Source organism: Acidovorax sp. SUPP2825, from assembly GCF_030158995.1.
In the GTDB taxonomy this organism is placed as follows: Bacteria; Pseudomonadota; Gammaproteobacteria; order Burkholderiales; family Burkholderiaceae_C; genus Paracidovorax.
This window is the reverse complement of the sequence record NZ_BQXK01000030.1, coordinates 15064-32205: the sequence shown is the minus strand read 5'-3', so window position 1 is coordinate 32205 and position 17142 is coordinate 15064. Positions and strand designations below refer to the sequence as shown.

Sequence of the window (17142 nt, the reverse complement as noted above, 5' to 3'; positions counted from 1 at the left end):
CGGGCCTGCAAGGCCCCTCATGCACCCAGGCGCAGACCGCTGCTGGGCCTCATCACGCTCAAACGGCTACTGGCGCCCACTCCTCCCTATTCGGATTCGTCAAACATGGGGTTGTGAGAGGCTCCCGGAAGTGATGCGCAAGACGCTGGCGGGCGCCATCGCGGCCGGTGTCCGGAACATCGTTCTCATCGGCACGGTGTATCCGTATGGCCGCCCGCGGACGCAGCCGGTGCGCGAAGACCACCCCCGGGCGCCGCAAACGTTCAAGGGCCGCATGCGCAAGGCACAGGAAGGCCTGGTGATGCAAGCCCATGCCGAAGGCCATATCCGCGCGACGGTGCTGCGCCTGCCGGATTTCTATGGCCCCGGCGTGCAGGCCAGCCTGCTGCATGGGGCTGCGCAGGCCGCCGTGCAGGGCGGCACCGCCGACATGGTGGGGCCCATCGACCGCCCGCACGAGTTCGTCTACGTGCCGGATGTGGGCCCGGTGGTCGTCCAGTTGGCGAACACGCCCGCGGCATTCGGCAAGATCTGGAACCTGGGCGGAGCCGGCGTGACGACGCAGCGTGAACTGGTGTCCGAAATGGAGCGCCAGACCGGCAGGGCGCTCAAGCGCAGGGTGGTCGGCAAGACCATGCTGCGCCTGATCGGCCTGTTCAACCCGTTCATGCGCGAGATGGTGGAGATGCACTACCTGCTCACCGACCCGGTGCTCATGGACGACTCGGCTCTGCAGTAACTGCTGGGACCGATCCACAAGACGCCTTATGCGCAAGGCATCCGGCAAACGCTGGCGGCTGCGGCAGGGCGCGGGGGTTGAAGCCTGCCTCTTTCATGCAGGGCATCCAAGCGGTTCAGAAGATGGCCTAGCCCTTGGCGTACAGCACATCCGAACGCAGCACGTACTTGGTGCCGTCCACCAGCGTGCCGCCTTCGTGCCAGGTGTCGTGGATGAACAAGATGGCCGTACCTTGCCTGGGTTGTACCTGGAAGGTCTTGAAGTCGGTGGTGCCTCCCTCGAAGCCTTCGTTCAGGTACACCAGGAACGTGAGCGCGCTGCTCAGGCCGCCTTCATGCCATGGGCCGTCCTTGTGCATCTTGAACCGCTGGCCGGGCGCGTATTTGTAGAAGCGCAGGTCCTTGGGCAGGCCCGCCGCATGGGCACCCTCGATCTCCGGCAGTTCCAACTGCGACAGCCTGTGCCACAGCAGCGCCACCCAGTCCGGGCTTGCCACCATCGTGCGCTGGTTGTTGCGCACCTGGGGCAGGGGTCGGGGCCCACCGTGGGTGCGCACCTCCGCCGCGATGAAACCCGTGTCCTCAGCCAGCTGGATGAGTTGACCGCATTCGGCGGGCGTCAAAAACTGGGGGATGGTGAAAACGCGAGGACTCAGTGTCACCCGATGCATGGTTCGATCTCCGCCAAAAAAACGTCTGAAGCGCAGCCGAAGACCAGCGCGCAGGCTGCGTGCTTCGATGGTCTCACAGTGCGTGGAGATGCCGGCTTTGGGCTACTGCACGTGCCCATCCGCACTGGCGGCGATGCTGGCTTGCAGCTCGTCAAGGGCTGCGCTGAGCCGCTGCAGCGTCTGGGGGTTGTCCTCGGCCTGCGCCTGGTCCATGCCCGCTTCGACGACGGCCTGCGCGCGCTCCGCGAGATCGCGCCACGCACCCGGCTCCAGCACAGCATGGGCCGCCTGAAGCCAATCGCAAGGGGGCGAATAGGCTGCCGACAGCTTGCGCACGGCGTTGAGCGCAAACGGCGGGCACAGGATGGCCTGCACCGCCACCGAGCGCGCGGTGTGCCGTGGCGTATGGCCGCGCCGCCCCTGCCGCAGGGCCAGCAGCGCGATCCAGAACGCAAACCCGTAGATCAGCGCGAGGCAGCCCAGTTGCGCGGCCTCGCTCGGCCAGAGGAACAGCGCCGCAGGCAGCAGCGCGAACAAGGTGGCCCCGAGGCCATACAGCGGCCACGCGAAGCCAGCGAAACCCTTGGCGTGCTGGCGCAGGCCCTCGATCGCCCGCGCATCGCCCGGCAGGTGGACACGCTCCGCGTCCCACCGCAGGGTGTAGACGGGCTGGTGCGGCAGCAGCAAGGCAGGCCAGGCCAGGTAGGCCCAGCGGACCTCGAAACCCTGCGTTGCCAGCAGCCCGTGCCAACCCCTCCGGCCCCGGCGCAGCAAGCCGGCATCTGCGGCCAGCGGCACGCAGGCGTCATAGGCGTAGAAGGCGCAGATGGCGAGCATCACCTGCGCTTCGGGGCCCAGTAGCGTGAACACGGGGTGTCAGAGGTTGGCGGCGAGGGGGGCCGTAGCGGGCGCGGTGCTCAGGCTTCCTTCTTGCCGCGGCCGAACAATTTGCCGATGGCACCGAAGACAGCGGCCACGCCGACGAGCAGGAACTTCCAGAACGCGGCGATGAAACCGCCGATGACCGTCCACAGGCCCTTCTTGGACGCCACAGCCGCTGCGCCGCCCAGCACCAGCGCACCCAGGCCGATCTTGGCGAGCTTGTCGCCGTTCTTGAATTCGGCGTAGGTCTGGCCGCTGTTGTAGTTGAATCCGGTGAGCACCTGCTTGAACTGCTCGGTGTCCTTCGCGAGGTTTTCGGGATCGGACACGAGGATGGCGCTCATCACGCCAGTGCGGCCCAGGATGCGCGAGGTGTAGTTGATCGCCTGGTGGCCGCTTTCATCGCGCAGGCGCAGGCCCCATTCCAGGCGCTTGCTCTGCGCGTCGTAATGCGGCTCGACCTGCCAGCCCTCGGTGTACAGGGCCTCCATGCCCAGCTTCTTGCGCTGCTGGTTGCCCTCCGCATCCGCGGCCTTGATGGACGACAGCAGTTCGGGGGCATTGATCTTCTCGTCGTCCTTGACGTAGCCGGTGTCGTCGAACGAGAACACCGCGAACCAGTCCAGCGAACGCGGGGCGATCAGGTAATGGTTCGGCGTGGGCGGGTTGCCATACAGCTGCAGCAGTTTGGCCGTGTCCTTGTCGTCCAAAAAGGCGTATCCCTTCGGGATCTTGACCGTGGCGTTGCTGCCGATTTCGCCCTGGCCCTGGTCGATCCAGTGCAGTGCCTTGACTTGCTCCGCGAGTTTTTCCTGGCGCTGCTGCGATTCCGGCGCCTGGGCCCAAAGGGCCATGGACATGCTGATGCCCAAGATGGCCGTAGCCAACGACTTGATCATTTCTTACCCTGTTATGAATTGGTTTTTGAGTGTGCGCACAGGCCTTCCGCCCAGCCCGTGGCTGGAGCAGACACCTCTCCCGCCCGGCGCCACGGCAAATGTACCCGGTGCGCCACACCACCCAACCGCCCCGGACAGGGCAGGAAGATGGCCATGATCCGGTCGGCATCGAAGGGCTGCGTCAGGGCGTTGTCGAAATCCGGAACGCCCTCGTGCTGCGCTGCGCCACTGCTGCAACGCCACTCGAGCAGGCCAGCGGCAGAGGGGGCATTTCGTTCGGCACGAGGTCAAGAATGACTACATCGAAATGGCCGCCGGGCGCCTGCGGCAGCCCCCGCCGGCCATCGTAAGCTGGCCTGCGCGGACCGAACGGGATTTCAAATCATCGGCGGTTCGCAGAATAGGCCTGCGCAGTCACGGTGCCCATCGACACCACCCCACGCTCGGGCTTCATCTTGTCTCGGTAACCACCACGTTACTTATCGTTAAGGCCGATAGGAGTATTGCCATGCGCCTTGCGCAGTTCATTCGCCACGCTCGGGAAGAAATTCTCGCCGAGTCATTTGCCTACGCGACCCGCATCCCCGCGCTGCAGGGCTCGGCTGCAAGCGTCTTGCGCAATCACCTTCCGCTGGTGCTGGACGCCATCGCACTGGACCTGGAGCAGCCGCAAAGCCGGGAGCAGTCCATCGACAAATCCCTGGGGCATGCCGCGCCTCCTGCTGAGGAGTCCGCCGCGCAGTCCCATGGCACGCTGCGGGCCCGCATCGGACTGGACATAGAGCAGCTGGTGGCGGAGTACCGCGTGATTCGCTCCTGCGTGCTGCGCCTGTGGATGGAATCCTGCCAGCCGACCGCCTTCGCGATGGACGACACGGTGCGCTTCAACGAAGCCATCGACCAGGCGGTCGCGGAGTCGGTGGCGTTCCATGCGGCCGAGGTTGCCAAGTGGCGGCATATCTTTCTCGGCGTGCTGGGCCACGACCTGCGTGGCCCCCTGAACGCCATGCTGCTGACCGCGCAATTGCTGGAGCGGGTCGGGAGCCAGAACCCTGAGCAGGCGACGTACCTGGTCGGCGCATTGCTGCGCAATGGCCGCCACCTGAATGTGCTGCTCGACTCACTGCTGGAATACAACAAGGCCACGCTGGGCGTGGGCACGCCGCTGCATCGCCAGGCGGTCGACTTGGGCGCGGCCTGCCAGGAAGAATTAGAGATGCTGCAGCAGGCTTTTCCCAAGCGCCGGATCCGCTGGCAGATCACGGGCGATGCCCGGGGCGACTTTGACCCGTCGCGTGTGCGGCAGGCGGTCTCCAACTTGGTATCGAACGCAGCCCAGCACAGTCCGGAGGGCAGCGAAGTCGCCGTGATCGTCGTAGGGCAAGCGGCAGCGGTGGAGATCACCACGGAGAACCTGTCCGATCCAATTGCCCCGGAAGTGCTCGATACCTTGTTCGACCCCTTGCGACGCAACGCCAGCCCTTCAGGGGCTTCGTCGGGGAACCTGGGCCTGGGCTTGTTCATCGTGCGGGAGATTGCCAAGGCGCACCAGGGCGAGGTGACCGCCTCGACGGCGGACGGCGTCATCCGGTTCAAGATGGTGTTGCCCAAATCTTCGAAGGCGGCCTGAGGCCCCTGCGCGCGCTACCCGGTCGCAGTAGCGTGCGCTTTGGTGCTATGAGGTGGGCCCAATGGCCAACGCCAGTTGGTCGATGGCGCGGTCGATGATTGCCTGCCGCTCCTCTTCGGCAAAGGCCTGCAGGAAGCCTGCAGTTCCTTCGATCAACAGGTAGGAAAGGCCGTGGACAAGGCCCCAACTGGAAGCCACCGCCGTGGCCGCCTCGACACGCGAGGCGGCGGGCCCCAGGGCAGCCTCGATGCACGACCGCAGCAGCGCCAGCGGGTTGGCAGGGCCTTGGGGTGCGCATTCCGTCGGCTCCTGGGGAAGGCGCTGGCCGAAGAACATCAGCCTGAAAAGCTGTGGATGGGCCCTCGCAAACATGACGTAGGCCCTTCCAGAGGATGCCAATCGCGCTTGGGGACCAGGTTTGCCTTGCGCCATTTCGCGCTCCATCGCCTCCGACAACTGGTCAAAGCCCCGATGCGCCAGTGCGGACAGCAGGGCTTCGGTGTTCGGGAAGTGGTGCGCGGGCGCCGCGTGGCTGACTCCCGCGCGCCGTGCCGTGCCGCGCAGCGAAAAGCCCGCGATGCCCTTGTCGTCGAGTTCAGCCGCGGCCGCATCGAGCAATGCGGCACGCAGATCGCCGTGGTGATAGCCGCGCGGCGCTGGCAGTGGGGCCGGGGCGGGCCGGGTGCGTCGCTTCGCCGTGACAACTGCGGGTGTCTTGCTGGTGGGCATGTCTTGCTTGTCCAAAAAACGTCAGGCATGAAAAAACCCGAGTTTATCTAGACGTTGTAAAAATTAATGTTTACAGTGCCTAGATTCAATGCCTTTAACCGAATCCATCCGAAGCTTGCCATGACACTGGACTCCATTTTTTCAATCTCCTCCGGGCTGGCTCTGCTGGGCTGGATGGTCCTGGTGGTCAGCCCGGTCATGCCCCGATGGTCCAACCGCCTGGCGGCCTGGGTGATTCCTTCGCTGCTTGCCATGCTCTATACAGCGCTCATGCTGGCGCATCTCGCCGCAGCGCAGGGCGGCTTTTCTTCGCTCGATGACGTGGCGCGCCTGTTCACTTCAAGGCCGGTGCTGCTGGCGGGTTGGTTGCATTACTTTGCCTTCGATCTGGCCATCGGTGCGTGGGAAGTGCGGGATGCGCGCCGGCGATCGGTCAGGTTCTGGCTCGTCCTGCCCTGCCTGGCGGCCACCTTTCTGTTCGGCCCGGCCGGCTTTCTCCTGTACCTGATCGTGCGCAGCACCGCGCCACGGCGCCAGACCGAGGCAAGCTGACGTGTCCGATACAAGCACCATGGCTGTCGCTGCCGAATTCACCCCGTCTCTGCGACAACCCTGGCGGTCGTCGCTCGCAGATTGGGATGGCCCAATGGTCCGGCTCGGTGGCGCGCTGCTGGCCGGTCTGCCCGTGCTGGTGCTGGCCGGTCTGCTGGACGACCGGGAATGGCACGGGCTTACGCTGTGGACGAAGCCGATCAAGTTTGCGATCGGCTTTGCCCTCTACCTCATGAGTCTGGGCTGCTTTGCCGCCTTCATCGACCCGGCTTGGCGACAGCGGCGGGTGTTCCGGGTGGCGATCTTTGCCGGCCTGTTGGCCATCGCCATGGAGCAGGCCATGATCACCCTGCAGTCGGCGCGGGGCGTGGGCTCGCATTTCAACATCACCACGGCCTTCGACGCGGCGCTTTACAGCGCAATGGGTGCGGGTTCACTGGTGCTCTTGGCCATGGTGCTGCCCATTGCATGGGGCCTTGCACGCCATCCCGGCACCCGGCCGCTGTCCGCGAGCATGCGCCACGCGCTGGTTGCCGCACTGCTGTTGACTTTCGGGCTCACGCTGATCACCGCCGGGACCATGGCGGTGATGGGAAGCCACCGTGTCGGTGCAGTGCCCGGCACCAACGAGGCGATGGCGTGGATGGGCTGGCTGCGACATGCCGGCGACTTGCGCGTGCCGCATTTCTTCGCCACCCACGCCATGCACGCCGTCCCGCTCGCAGTGCTGATGCTGCACCCACTCCTTCGGCTGGGCCAGCGCGGCGTCGTTGGCGTGGCTGCGATCTACGGCGCTGTCGTCCTGGCGGTGTTCGTGCAGGCTTTGCAGGGCCATGCGTTTCTTGCGTTCATCGGATAGCGCGCACCATCGGCTTCGAAGGACCGTGCACCCACGGCGCGGGCGAGGGGGAGTCGGCTACCCCGGCCGCATCAGACATAGCGCTGCTCCAGGGCGTCCCACGCCGGCTTGCCCACCAGGCGCTGGCGCTCTGCAAAGGGGGCCACCAAGGCCGGGTCTTCGCCGAGGCACTTCGTCTCGCGCAGCACGGTGAGCGCCTTCTGCATGCCGGCCACCGCGCCCTGCAGCGCCGCGTTGGCATACAGCACGATGCCGTAGCCCAACTGGCCCAACTCCTCGGCCCCGACGATGGGCGTGCGCCCGCCGATCACCATGTTCATGAGCTGGGGCGTGGCCAGGCGCCCGGGCAGCGCGCGAATGTCCTCGGCCGTCGTGACGGCCTCGACGAACAGAAGATCGGCCCCGGCTTGCGCGAAGCGCTCGGCACGCTCGATGGCGGCCTCCAGGCCCAGCGTCGCGGCCGCGTCGGTGCGCGCCATGATGAGCAGGCCGGGATCGGTGCGCGCATCCACCGCCGCCTTGATCTTGCCGACCGCCTCTTCGCAGGCGATCACTTCCTTGCCGGCAAAGTGCCCGCAGCGCTTGGGCGCGACCTGGTCTTCGAGCTGGATGCAATCGGCGCCGGCCCGTTCCAGCACGCGCACGGTGTGCCGCACGTTGAGTGCGTTCCCAAAGCCCGTGTCGGCATCGACGATCAGGGGCAGGGCGACCGCGTCGCGGATGCGCGCCGTGTGGTCGGCGATCTCGTGCAGGCCCATGAAGCCCTGGTCCGGCAGGCCGAACCACATGTTGGTCACACCGGCACCGGTGACGTACAGCGCTTCGAAGCCCAGGTCTTCGACGACCCGGGCCGACAGCGCATTGAAGGCGCCCGGCACCAGCACGCCGCGGCGGGCCTCCACCAGTGCGCGCAGATGTTTGCGTGGGTTGTGGGCCATGGCGTCAGATCACGTAGAGGTCGATGTATTCGTGCACCGGCAGGGCCTCCAGCGTCTGCGCATCGAGCGAGACCGCCAGGATCGCGTCCTGCTGCTTCGGGGGGAAGCTGCGCGCGAGGTTGCGGCGGAACTTGGCCTCCAGCAGTGGAATGCCTTCGGCGCGCCGGCGCCGGTGTCCGATGGGGTATTCGACCGCCACTTCGGGCAGGGCGCTGCCGTCGTTGAACACCACGGTCAGCGCATTGGCGATGCTGCGCTTTTCCGGGTCGTGGTAGTCGGCGGTGTAGCGGGGGTCTTCCACGCAATGGATCTTGGCGCGCAGCGCGTCGATGCGCGGATCGGCCGCTACGCCGGCTTCGTAGTCGGCCGCGGTGAGCCGGCCGAAAATCAGCGGCACCGCCACCATGTACTGGATGCAGTGGTCGCGGTCCGCCTCGTTGTTCAGCGGGCCCTGCTTGTGGATGATGCGGATGCAGGCCGCGTGCGTGCGGATGGTGATGCGCTGCACGTCGTCCACGGTCTTGCCTGCGTCCCGCAATTGCTGGTGCAAAGCCATGGCGGCTTCGACCGCAGTCTGGCTGTGGAACTCGGCCGGAAAGCTGATCTTGAACAGCACGTTCTCCGCCACATAACTGCCGTAGGTGCGCTGGAAGCGGAACGGCTGGCCCTTGAAGGACACGTCGTAGAAGCCCCAGGTTTTCGCGGTCAGTGCCGAGGGGCAGCCCATCTCCCCGGTCTGCGCGATCAGCGCCAGGCGCACGGCACGGCTGGTGGCGTCACCCGCCGCCCAGCTCTTTCGGCTGCCTGCGTTGGGCGCGTGGCGGTAGGTGCGCAGGCTTTGTCCATCGACCCAGGCCAGCGACACGGCGGCCAGCGTCTCATCGCGCGACAGGCCCAGCAACTGGGAGACGACCGCGGTCGATGCCACCTTGACCAGAACCACATGGTCGAGCCCGACTTGGTTGAAGGCGTTTTCCAGCGCGATCACGCCCTGGATCTCGTGGGCCTTGACGATGGCGGTGAGCACGTCGCGCATCACCAGCGGTGGCTTGCCCGCCGCCACGGCGGTGCGGCTGAGCCAGTCGGCCACGGCCAGGATGCCGCCCAGGTTGTCCGACGGATGGCCCCATTCGGCGGCCAGCCAAGTGTCATTGAAGTCGAGCCAGCGGATCAGCGCACCGATGTTGAACGCGGCCTGCACCGGGTCGAGCTGGAACGGGGTGCCCGGCACCTTGGCGCCGTGGGGTACCGATGTGCCCTTGACGATGGGACCAATGAGCTTGCGCGCCGCGGGGTATTCCAGCGCCTCCAACCCGCAGCCCAGGGTGTCGATGAGGATGTGGCGGGCGGTGGTGAGCGCGAGTTCCGAGGTCACCTCGTAGCGGAGCGCGTAGTCGACGATATCGATGATGACCTGGTCGTATTCGGGGCGGATGTTGCTGATGGGCGCGGACATGGGGCAGGAGTGTCAGTGGTGTTGAACAAAGAAGGATGGAATGCGCCGATGCGGCTTCAGGTGCGGTCGGCCAAGGCGACGAAGGCCTGGTCTTCGGGCCCCGTGTAGTTCGCGCTGGGCCTGATGATCTTGTTGTCGATGCGCTGCTCGATCACGTGTGCGGCCCAGCCGCTGGTGCGGGCGATGACGAACAGGGGCGTGAACATGGCCGTGGGCACGCCCATCATGTGGTAGCTCACGGCGCTGAACCAGTCCAGGTTGGGAAACATGTTCTTGGCCTCGCGCATCACGGCCTCCAGCCGTTCGGCGATGTCGAACATGCGGGTCGATCCCGCCTCCTGCGACAGGGTTTTGGCCACGCCCTTGATGACCGCGTTGCGCGGATCGCTCACGGTGTAGACCGGGTGCCCGAAACCGATCACCACCTCCTTGGCCTCGACGCGGCGGCGGATGTCGGCCTCGGCCTCGTCGGGGTTGTCGTAGCGTTTCTGGATCTCGAAGGCCACCTCGTTGGCGCCGCCGTGCTTGGGGCCGCGCAGCGCGCCGATGGCACCCGAGATCGACGAATACAGGTCGCTGCCGGTGCCGGCGATGACGCGCGCGGTGAAGGTGGAGGCATTGAACTCGTGCTCGGCATACAGGTTGAGCGAGGTGTGCATGGCGCGCTCCCAGCTCGCCGGCGGCTTGCGGCCATGCAGCAGGTGCAGGAAGTGCGCGCCGATGGAGTCGTCATCGGTTTCGACGTCGATGCGCCGGCCCTGGGTGGACCAGTGGTACCAGTACAGCAGCATCGAGCCGAGCGATGCCAGCAGCCGGTCGGCAATGTCGCGAGCGCCGGGCGTGGGGTGCTCGTCCTTTTCGGGCAGGGTGCAGCCGAGCGCCGACACGCCGGTGCGCATCACGTCCATCGGGTGGGCGTGCGCGGGGATCTGCTCCAGCGCCGACTTGACGCTGGCCGGCACCCCGCGCATCGCCCGGAGCCGGGCCTTGTAGGCGCGCAGCTCCGCGGTGGTCGGCAGTTTGCCATGCACCAGCAGGTGGGCGATTTCCTCGAACTCGCAGACCTCGGCGATGTCGAGGATGTCGTAGCCGCGGTAGTGCAGGTCGTTGCCGGTGCGCCCGACGGAGCACAGCGCCGTGTTGCCGGCCGTGACGCCGGACAGGGCCACGGATTTCTTGACGCGGGCGCCCGGGGGCGCGGTGGGGGTCGCGAGGGTCATGCGATTTCCTTTGCAAAGGGGAGGGGATCGTTGGGCAGGGCTGCATCGGAGCGGGGGATGGGTGCGGGGCGTCCGGCGGCGTTCACCGCCACCATTTCGAACACGCCCCGAAGCACCTCCTGCTGCGGCCCACCCAGGGCCTGCGCCAGGCCGGTCACGCAGACGGTCATCGAACTGCGGCCGACCCGGCTCACGCGGGCCTGCAGCGTGAGCACATGGCCCACCGGCACAGGCGACACGAAGTCGATGCCGGTCACGCTGGCCATCACCACATCCCGCTGGGCGACGCTGCGTCCCACGAGGAAAGCCGCTTTGGCCATGGATTGCAGGGCATGGCCTGCGAACAGCGTGCCGTGGTGGTTCGCCTGGCAGGGAAAGACGATGTCCTGGAACGCGAAGAGGGGGCCGCTGGGGGTTGTCATGCTTCGCAATCTACGCACAATGAAGGCATTGATAAAGCACTGAAAAGGCGAAGCTTTGCGAATGAAAAACAGCCGGTTTGCAAATTCTGCGAATTTTTCTTCTGGGTGGCGGGCGACGCGATGAAGAAAACCTTCATGGGGGTGCGCCTGCGCAAGCTGCGCGCCGAGCGTGGCCTGTCGCAGATCGCCATGGCGCAGGCGCTGGGCCTGTCGCCCAGCTACCTGAACCAGCTGGAGCAGAACCAGCGGCCGCTCACCGTGGCCGTGTTGCTCAAGGTCAGCCGCACGCTCGGGGTGGACGTGCAGCAGTTCTCCGAAGACGAAGAGGCGCGCATGGTGGCGGGCTTGCAAGAGGCGCTGGCGGACAACCCCGGGGGCGAGTCGGTCGCGCTGCCGGAGCTTCGGGAGATTGCCTCGCAGATGCCGGCCGTGGGCCGCGCGCTGCTGGCGCTGCACCGGCGCCACCTCGAAGCCACGCAGCGGCTGGAGGCACTCGCCGTGCGCCTGGGCGACGGCCGGGGGGAAGAAGGGGGGCCGGACAACGGCCAGGCCCCCCTTGCACCCGCGCAGCCCATGGCCTTCGAGCGCGTGCGTGACTTCTTCCTTTCGCACCAGAACTACCTGGATTCCATCGACCGCGCCGCCGAGCAGTTGGCCGCCGAGGCGCAGGCCGAGGGCGGTCTGCTGTCCGACTGGCTGGCGCGGCGCCTGCAACAGCAGCACGGCGTGCGCACCGTGCCATCGCAGGACGACACGGGCACGCACCTGCGCAGCTACGACCCGGGCAGCAAGGTGCTGCGGCTGTCCCCGTCGCTCGATCCCGGCCAACTCGCCTTCCAGCTGGGCACGCAGTGGGCGCTGCTGGCGCATTCAACGCTGCTCGATGCGCTGGTGGATCTGCCGGAATTCCAGTACGACCCGCAGGCGCGCGCACTCGCGCGCATCGGCCTGGCCAACTACTTCGCAGGGGCCTTGCTGCTGCCCTACGCCGTGTTTCTGCAGGCCGCCGAAACCACGCGTTACGACATCGACCGGCTGGCGCGGCGCTTCGGCGTCGGCTTCGAGACCATCTGCCACCGGCTCAGCACGCTGCAGCGGCCCGGCGCGCCGGGCGTGCCGTTCTTCTTCATCCGCGTGGACCGGGCCGGCAACATCTCCAAGCGCCAGTCCGCCACCCATTTCCATTTCTCCAAGACGGGTGGCACCTGCCCGCTGTGGAACGTATACGAGGCGTTTTCGCAGCCCGGCAAGATCCTGCCGCAACTGGCGCGCATGCCGGACGGACGCAGCTACCTCTGGATCGCCCGGACGGTCTCCACGGGCCAAGGCGGCTTCGGCGCGCCGAGCAAGACCTTTGCGGTGGCCCTGGGCTGCGACATCCGCCATGCGCCCCGGCTGGTCTATTCGCGCGGCATGGACCTGGACGATCCCGAGATCGCCACGCCCATCGGAATGGGCTGCAAGGTGTGCGAACGCATCGGCTGTCCGCAACGGGCCTTCCCATTCCTGGGCCGGCCGCTGGATGTGAGCGAGAACGAAAGCCGCTTCACCCCGTACCCGGCCGGGGACACGGCGGGCCGTGGGTAGCCGCGCACCGTGGCACGGGCCGATGAGCGCATCTGCGAACATGGTGCGCGCAGTTCGAAGTGAATCTCATTCACTGCATCTCCTATACTGCGGCCTTCACTTGCCTTTTGCGCCATCGATCCTGCGTTCGCGGGGTCTGGCCATGTCGATGGGCATGGCCCATTCCCTGGTTCAGATTTCCGTGTTCGCGCGCTATTACCGAGAGTTGCTGAGGTTCCTGCAGGGGTCCGTCCAGGATCGCGAGATGGCGGCCGACCTGGCGCAGGAAAGCTATGCGCGGGTGCTGGCCGTGCAGCGGTCGGGCGAGCCCATCGCGGAGCCCCGGGCGTTTCTGTACCGCACGGCGCGCAACCTCGTCATCGACCAGCACCGCCGCGACGCGGTGCGCGGACAGCATGCCCCGCTGGAGGGCGACGATGGCTTCGAGCAGGCCGCCCAGGCCCTGGCCGGCCCACGGGCCTGCGAGCCCGAGGTGGCGGCCATGTCCTCCCAGACCGTGAACGCTTTGCTGGCTGCCATCGGCGAACTGCCGCTGCGCTGCCGCGAGGCGTTCATCCTGCACAAGTTCGATGGCCTTGCCCAGGCGGACATCGCGCGCCGCATGGGCATTTCGGTGACGATGGTGGAGCGCCACATCCAGCGGGGCATGCAGGCCTGCCGCGACTGCCAGGACCGGCTGGGGGGCACGCCCCGCACATCGGCACAGCCCACACCAACAGAAAGCCCGCGATGACGCGCTCCCCATTCTTGGGTCCGCAAGGTTGGGATGGCGCCGCGCCGTGCGTCTACTGCCAGGTACCCTTTTGAAATGTCCATGACCGATCCCCACCGCGCGGCCCCCTCGTCCAGCGACCTCGATACCGAGGCGCTGGCGTGGTTCGCGCGCCTGGACCGGGAACGGGGCGTAGAGCAAAACGCCGAATTCCAGGCCTGGCTGGCCGGGCACCCCAGCCGACAGGCGGCATTCGCCCGCTGGCAGGCCGACTGGCAGCGGCTGGACCAGCTGCCTGCGGCCGGCGTGGCGCAATTGCGTCGGCAACTGGCGGCCGAGCAGGCCCAGGCGGACCGCAAGCCCGCGCCGGCGCACACCGGGCGCAGGGCGTGGCTGCAGGGTTGGTCGGCCCTGGTGCCGCAGGCCGCCGTGGCGGCGGTGGTCGTGCTCATGGCCGGGGGCGGCAGCTACCTGGCCTGGGACCACTGGCAGCAGCAGCCGGTTTTCGTGCAGAACTTCTCGACGGAACGCGGCCAGCAACTGGACGTGCAGCTGCCCGACGGCAGCCGCCTGCGGCTCGATACCGCCACGCGGGTGGAGGTGGCGCTGTACCGCCAGCGGCGCGAGGTGCGCCTGCCCGAGGGGCAAGCCGTGTTCCAGGTGCAGGGCGATGCGGCCCGGCCGTTCGATGTCCTCGCCGGAGGCGTGAAGGTGACGGTGGTGGGCACGCGTTTTTCCGTGCGCCACACCGCCAGCGTTCCCGGCGACAACGGCGTGCGCGTGGCCGTGGAGGAGGGACGGGTGCGCGTGGCGGCGGCCGGCGGCGCCGTGAGCCCACCCGGGCAGCCTGGCGCGGCCGCGGTGGTGCTCATCGCCGGGCAGCAGGTGGCGGCCGATGCCGCGGGCCGCATGGCGCCGGTCGGCCCGGTGGCGACGGCCGGGGTCGCCCCCTGGCGCGACGGGCGCATCACCTTCGACGATGTGCCTCTGGCGCAGGCTTTGGCGGAGTTCGAGCGCTACGGGCCGACCGGCCTCATGGTGCGCGATGCGGCCGTGGGCGCACTGCGCATGACCGGCACCTTCGACCCGCGCCGCCTGGAAAACTTCCGGCAGGCGCTGCCCAAGGTGCTGCCGGTGCGCCTGCAGGGCGAGGCGCCGCACACCGAAATCGTCGGGGCGCACTGAGCCGGCCTTGCGCCAGGCGTGCGCGCACGTGCGGTCCGACCCCGGGGACAAGCCACTGAATCGCCTTTCGAAAAAAAGCGCAAAACCCAGGTTGGGGTTTTGCCAAGCCATGGGTCTACCTGAGAAGGCTTCTTATTCCCAACCTTCCGGAGATCGTTCGCATGTCCCGTTTTCGTTTCCATCCTGCCCCGTTGGCCGTGGCGGCCGCCCTGGCACTGGGCGCCTTGCCCACCCATGCCCAGCCGGGGGCCGGTGCGCAGGCTGCGGCATCGGTGCCGGTGGACATCCGCATCGCGGCCCAGCCCCTGGCCCAGGCCCTGGATGCGCTGGCGCGGCAGGCGCGCCTGGAGCTGATGGTGCAGCCCGCACTGGTGGAGGGCAAGGTGGCGCCGGCCGTGCAAGGGCGCCTCACCGCCCGCGAGGCCCTCAACCGCCTGCTGGCGGGCAGCGGGCTGTTCGCGGAGATCGAAGGCACCTCGGTGGTCGTGCGCCGCGTGCCGCAAGGCGCAGGCACGGCCACGCTCGCGCCCGTGACGGTATCGGCCCAGGCCGAGCGCCCTGTGGCGACCGAGCACACGGGCTCGTACACCACGCGCGCCGTCACGGTGGGCAAGGGCGCCCAGGCACTCAAGGACATTCCCCAGTCGATCAGCGTCGTCACGCGCCAGCTGATGGACGAGCAGAACATCACCTCGGTCTACGACGCGCTCGCCAGCACCACCGGCATCACGCTGGCGCAAAGCCCGCAGGGAGGCAAATACATCTATTCGCGCGGCTACGACCTGACCACGGTGCAGTACGACGGGGTGCCACTCAACCGCGGCATGTACGGGCGGGCGAGCAACTATTCGTCCGGCATGGCGATCATCGACCGGGCCGAGGTCCTGCGTGGCGCCGCCGGCCTGCTGCAGGGCGAAGGCAGCCCCGGCGGGGCGGTCAACCTGGTGCGCAAGCGTCCTCTCGGCACCAACGCCACCACGGTGGAGGCCCGCGTGGGCTCGTGGGACCGCTACGGCGCGCAGCTGGACACCAGCCGCGTCCTGAACGAAGAGGGCACGCTGCGCGGCCGCGCGCTGATCGACTACGAAGACCACCACTCGTTCATGGACTACGTGAACCGCCGCAGCCCGACCGTATACGGCACGCTGGAATACGATGTTTCGGCCGCCACGCGCATCAACTTCGGGGCCAGCTCCGAAGAAACGCGGGGCCGCCCCTCCATGAACGGCCTGCCGCGCTACGCCACCGGCGGAGACCTGAACCTGCCCCGCTCGACCTACCTGGGCGCCACCTGGAACCGGCAGGAGTCGTCCAACCGCGGGCTGTACTTCGATGCGGCGCACCAGTTCAACGACGACTGGAAGCTGCAGTTCACGGCGATGCACCTCAAGGAAGAGCACGATCTGAAGTACGCCGGGGTCAACCGGGCGGTCAATCCGGCGCTGATGCAGAGCGCCAACATCGTGGCCCGGTCCATCGCCGACATCGAGACCTCGGGCATCGACGCGAACCTGACCGGAAAATTCGACGCCTTCGGCCGGCGGCACGAACTGGTGAGCGGGGTCAACTACACGCACACCACGAACGACACCGTCTACGGCTTTCGGACCAACTACAACATCTTCGGCCTGAACAGCTACAACCCCGACTTCCGCGAGCCCACGGACGCAGAGATCTACACCGGCACCCGCGAGGCTCGGCAGGGCAAGGCCCGGCAACTGGGCTTCTACAACGCGGTGCGCCTGCAGCTGACCGACCCGCTCAAGCTGGTGGTCGGCGCGCGCGTCAGCTGGTTCCGCACCGACTGGGACACCGTCACCACCGGCGCGGCGCCGTCCACCTCGGCCACCCACAGCCGCGAGAACGCCAAGGTCAACCCCTATGCCGGGCTGATCTACGCGCTCGACCCGCAATGGTCCGCCTACGTGAGCTATTCCGACATCTTCAAGCCGCAGTCCGAGCTGAACGAGGCGGGCCAGTTGCTCAAGCCCATGGTGGGCGCCAATTACGAAGCGGGCCTCAAAGGCGAGCTGATGGACGGCAAGGTGAATGCCTCGTTCGCCCTGTTCCGCGTGGACCAGAAGAACCGCGCGCAGGAAGACTTCAGCACCAGCCCCACCTGCCGCAGCGACTACTACTGCTACACCGACACGGGCGAGGTGCGCAGCCAGGGCCTGGATGCCGAGGTGAGCGGCGAGGTCGCGCGCCACTGGAACCTGTTCGCCGGCTACACCTTCAACCAGACCAAGTACCTCAAGGACGTGAGCAGCCAGGGCCTGTCCTTCAACAGCTACACGCCCAAGCACCTGTTCCGCCTGTGGAGCACCTACCAGCTGCCGGGCGAGTGGAACGCCATCACCCTCGGGGGCGGCGTCAACGCGCAAAGCGGCAGCTACCGCCAGATCGGCGCCGTGCGCGCCACCAACGGCGGGCGGGCGGTGTGGAATGCGCTGGTCAAGTACCAGATCAACCGCCACTGGACCGCGGCGCTGAACGTGAACAACGTCTTCGACAAGCGCTACTACAGCTCGGTCACCGCGCTGGTCAACGGCAGCTACTACGGCGACCCCCGCAACGTGATGCTGACCCTGCGCGGCGCCTTCTGACCATGCGCAGTCGATCGCGCAGCGAATGGCCAGGGATGGGGCCCGCGTGAAAGGCA

The 17142-nt window shown here is 67.3% G+C and carries 15 protein-coding genes and 1 pseudogene; 8 read left to right on the top strand and 8 right to left on the bottom strand.

Features of this window, described 5'->3' with window-relative positions:
* Positions 1-124 precede the first annotated feature (124 nt).
* Positions 125-820 (top strand): annotated as a pseudogene (locus tag AVAK2825_RS23460) (NAD-dependent epimerase/dehydratase family protein); the annotation flags it as partial.
* A gap of 46 nt (positions 821-866) precedes the next feature.
* Here the strand turns inward: AVAK2825_RS23460 and AVAK2825_RS23455 are convergent.
* The 3 genes from AVAK2825_RS23455 to AVAK2825_RS23445 form a co-directional block, all read right to left on the bottom strand.
* The gene (locus tag AVAK2825_RS23455; protein ID WP_284402846.1) at positions 867-1361 is read right to left on the bottom strand and encodes a 2OG-Fe(II) oxygenase; all 495 of its coding nucleotides are present in this window, start codon (positions 1359-1361) and stop codon (positions 867-869) included.
* A 150-nt stretch (positions 1362-1511) separates the two neighbouring features.
* A complete protein-coding gene (locus AVAK2825_RS23450; RefSeq protein WP_284402845.1) occupies positions 1512-2279 on the bottom strand; it encodes a hypothetical protein in 768 nt (255 codons plus the stop codon).
* Between the two features lie 47 nt (positions 2280-2326).
* Positions 2327-3190, bottom strand: coding sequence for a DUF2167 domain-containing protein (locus tag AVAK2825_RS23445; protein WP_284402844.1), 864 nt, complete (start codon positions 3188-3190; stop codon positions 2327-2329).
* Between the two features lie 508 nt (positions 3191-3698).
* Between AVAK2825_RS23445 and AVAK2825_RS23440 the strand changes: the two genes are divergently transcribed.
* Positions 3699-4820, top strand: coding sequence for a sensor histidine kinase (locus tag AVAK2825_RS23440; RefSeq protein ID WP_284402842.1), 1122 nt, complete (start codon positions 3699-3701; stop codon positions 4818-4820).
* Positions 4821-4865: 45 nt separating this feature from the next.
* Here AVAK2825_RS23440 and AVAK2825_RS23435 read toward each other — a convergent pair whose 3' ends face one another.
* A complete protein-coding gene (locus AVAK2825_RS23435) occupies positions 4866-5549 on the bottom strand; it encodes a TetR/AcrR family transcriptional regulator (protein WP_284402839.1) in 684 nt (227 codons plus the stop codon).
* 120 nt (positions 5550-5669) lie between these two features.
* Between AVAK2825_RS23435 and AVAK2825_RS23430 the strand changes: the two genes are divergently transcribed.
* Positions 5670-6101 carry an ABA4-like family protein gene (locus AVAK2825_RS23430; RefSeq protein WP_284402837.1) on the top strand — a complete coding sequence of 144 codons (432 nt, stop codon included), beginning with the start codon at positions 5670-5672 and terminating at the stop codon, positions 6099-6101.
* Between the two features lie 19 nt (positions 6102-6120).
* On the top strand, positions 6121-6960 hold the full coding sequence (locus tag AVAK2825_RS23425; RefSeq protein ID WP_284402835.1) for a hypothetical protein: 840 nt from the start codon (positions 6121-6123) through the stop codon (positions 6958-6960).
* Positions 6961-7031: 71 nt separating this feature from the next.
* On the opposite strand, the gene AVAK2825_RS23420 is transcribed toward AVAK2825_RS23425, so the two are convergent.
* The 4 genes from AVAK2825_RS23420 to AVAK2825_RS23405 are packed head-to-tail and all read right to left on the bottom strand — an operon-like array spanning position 7032 to position 10996.
* Positions 7032-7898: an isocitrate lyase/PEP mutase family protein gene (locus AVAK2825_RS23420; protein ID WP_284402833.1), complete on the bottom strand. Its 867-nt coding sequence runs from the start codon at positions 7896-7898 to the stop codon at positions 7032-7034.
* A 4-nt stretch (positions 7899-7902) separates the two neighbouring features.
* Complete coding sequence (locus AVAK2825_RS23415) at positions 7903-9354, bottom strand: bifunctional 2-methylcitrate dehydratase/aconitate hydratase (protein WP_284402830.1); 1452 nt, start codon at positions 9352-9354, stop codon at positions 7903-7905.
* Positions 9355-9410: 56 nt separating this feature from the next.
* A complete protein-coding gene (gene prpC, locus AVAK2825_RS23410) occupies positions 9411-10574 on the bottom strand; it encodes a bifunctional 2-methylcitrate synthase/citrate synthase (protein ID WP_284402829.1) in 1164 nt (387 codons plus the stop codon).
* Positions 10571-10996: an acyl-CoA thioesterase gene (locus AVAK2825_RS23405; protein WP_284402828.1), complete on the bottom strand. Its 426-nt coding sequence runs from the start codon at positions 10994-10996 to the stop codon at positions 10571-10573. Before AVAK2825_RS23405 ends, prpC begins: the two co-directional genes overlap by 4 nt.
* 120 nt (positions 10997-11116) lie before the next feature.
* Here AVAK2825_RS23405 and AVAK2825_RS23400 point away from each other — a divergent pair, with 120 nt between their 5' ends.
* The 4 genes from AVAK2825_RS23400 (at position 11117) to AVAK2825_RS23385 (ending at position 17086) form a co-directional block, all read left to right on the top strand.
* Positions 11117-12583: a short-chain fatty acyl-CoA regulator family protein gene (locus AVAK2825_RS23400; protein ID WP_284402827.1), complete on the top strand. Its 1467-nt coding sequence runs from the start codon at positions 11117-11119 to the stop codon at positions 12581-12583.
* A 154-nt stretch (positions 12584-12737) separates the two neighbouring features.
* Positions 12738-13316, top strand: coding sequence for a sigma-70 family RNA polymerase sigma factor (locus AVAK2825_RS23395; RefSeq protein ID WP_284402826.1), 579 nt, complete (start codon positions 12738-12740; stop codon positions 13314-13316).
* A gap of 81 nt (positions 13317-13397) precedes the next feature.
* Complete coding sequence (locus AVAK2825_RS23390) at positions 13398-14480, top strand: FecR family protein (RefSeq protein ID WP_284402825.1); 1083 nt, start codon at positions 13398-13400, stop codon at positions 14478-14480.
* A gap of 161 nt (positions 14481-14641) precedes the next feature.
* Positions 14642-17086, top strand: coding sequence for a TonB-dependent siderophore receptor (locus AVAK2825_RS23385; protein WP_284402824.1), 2445 nt, complete (start codon positions 14642-14644; stop codon positions 17084-17086).
* Positions 17087-17142 lie beyond the last annotated feature (56 nt).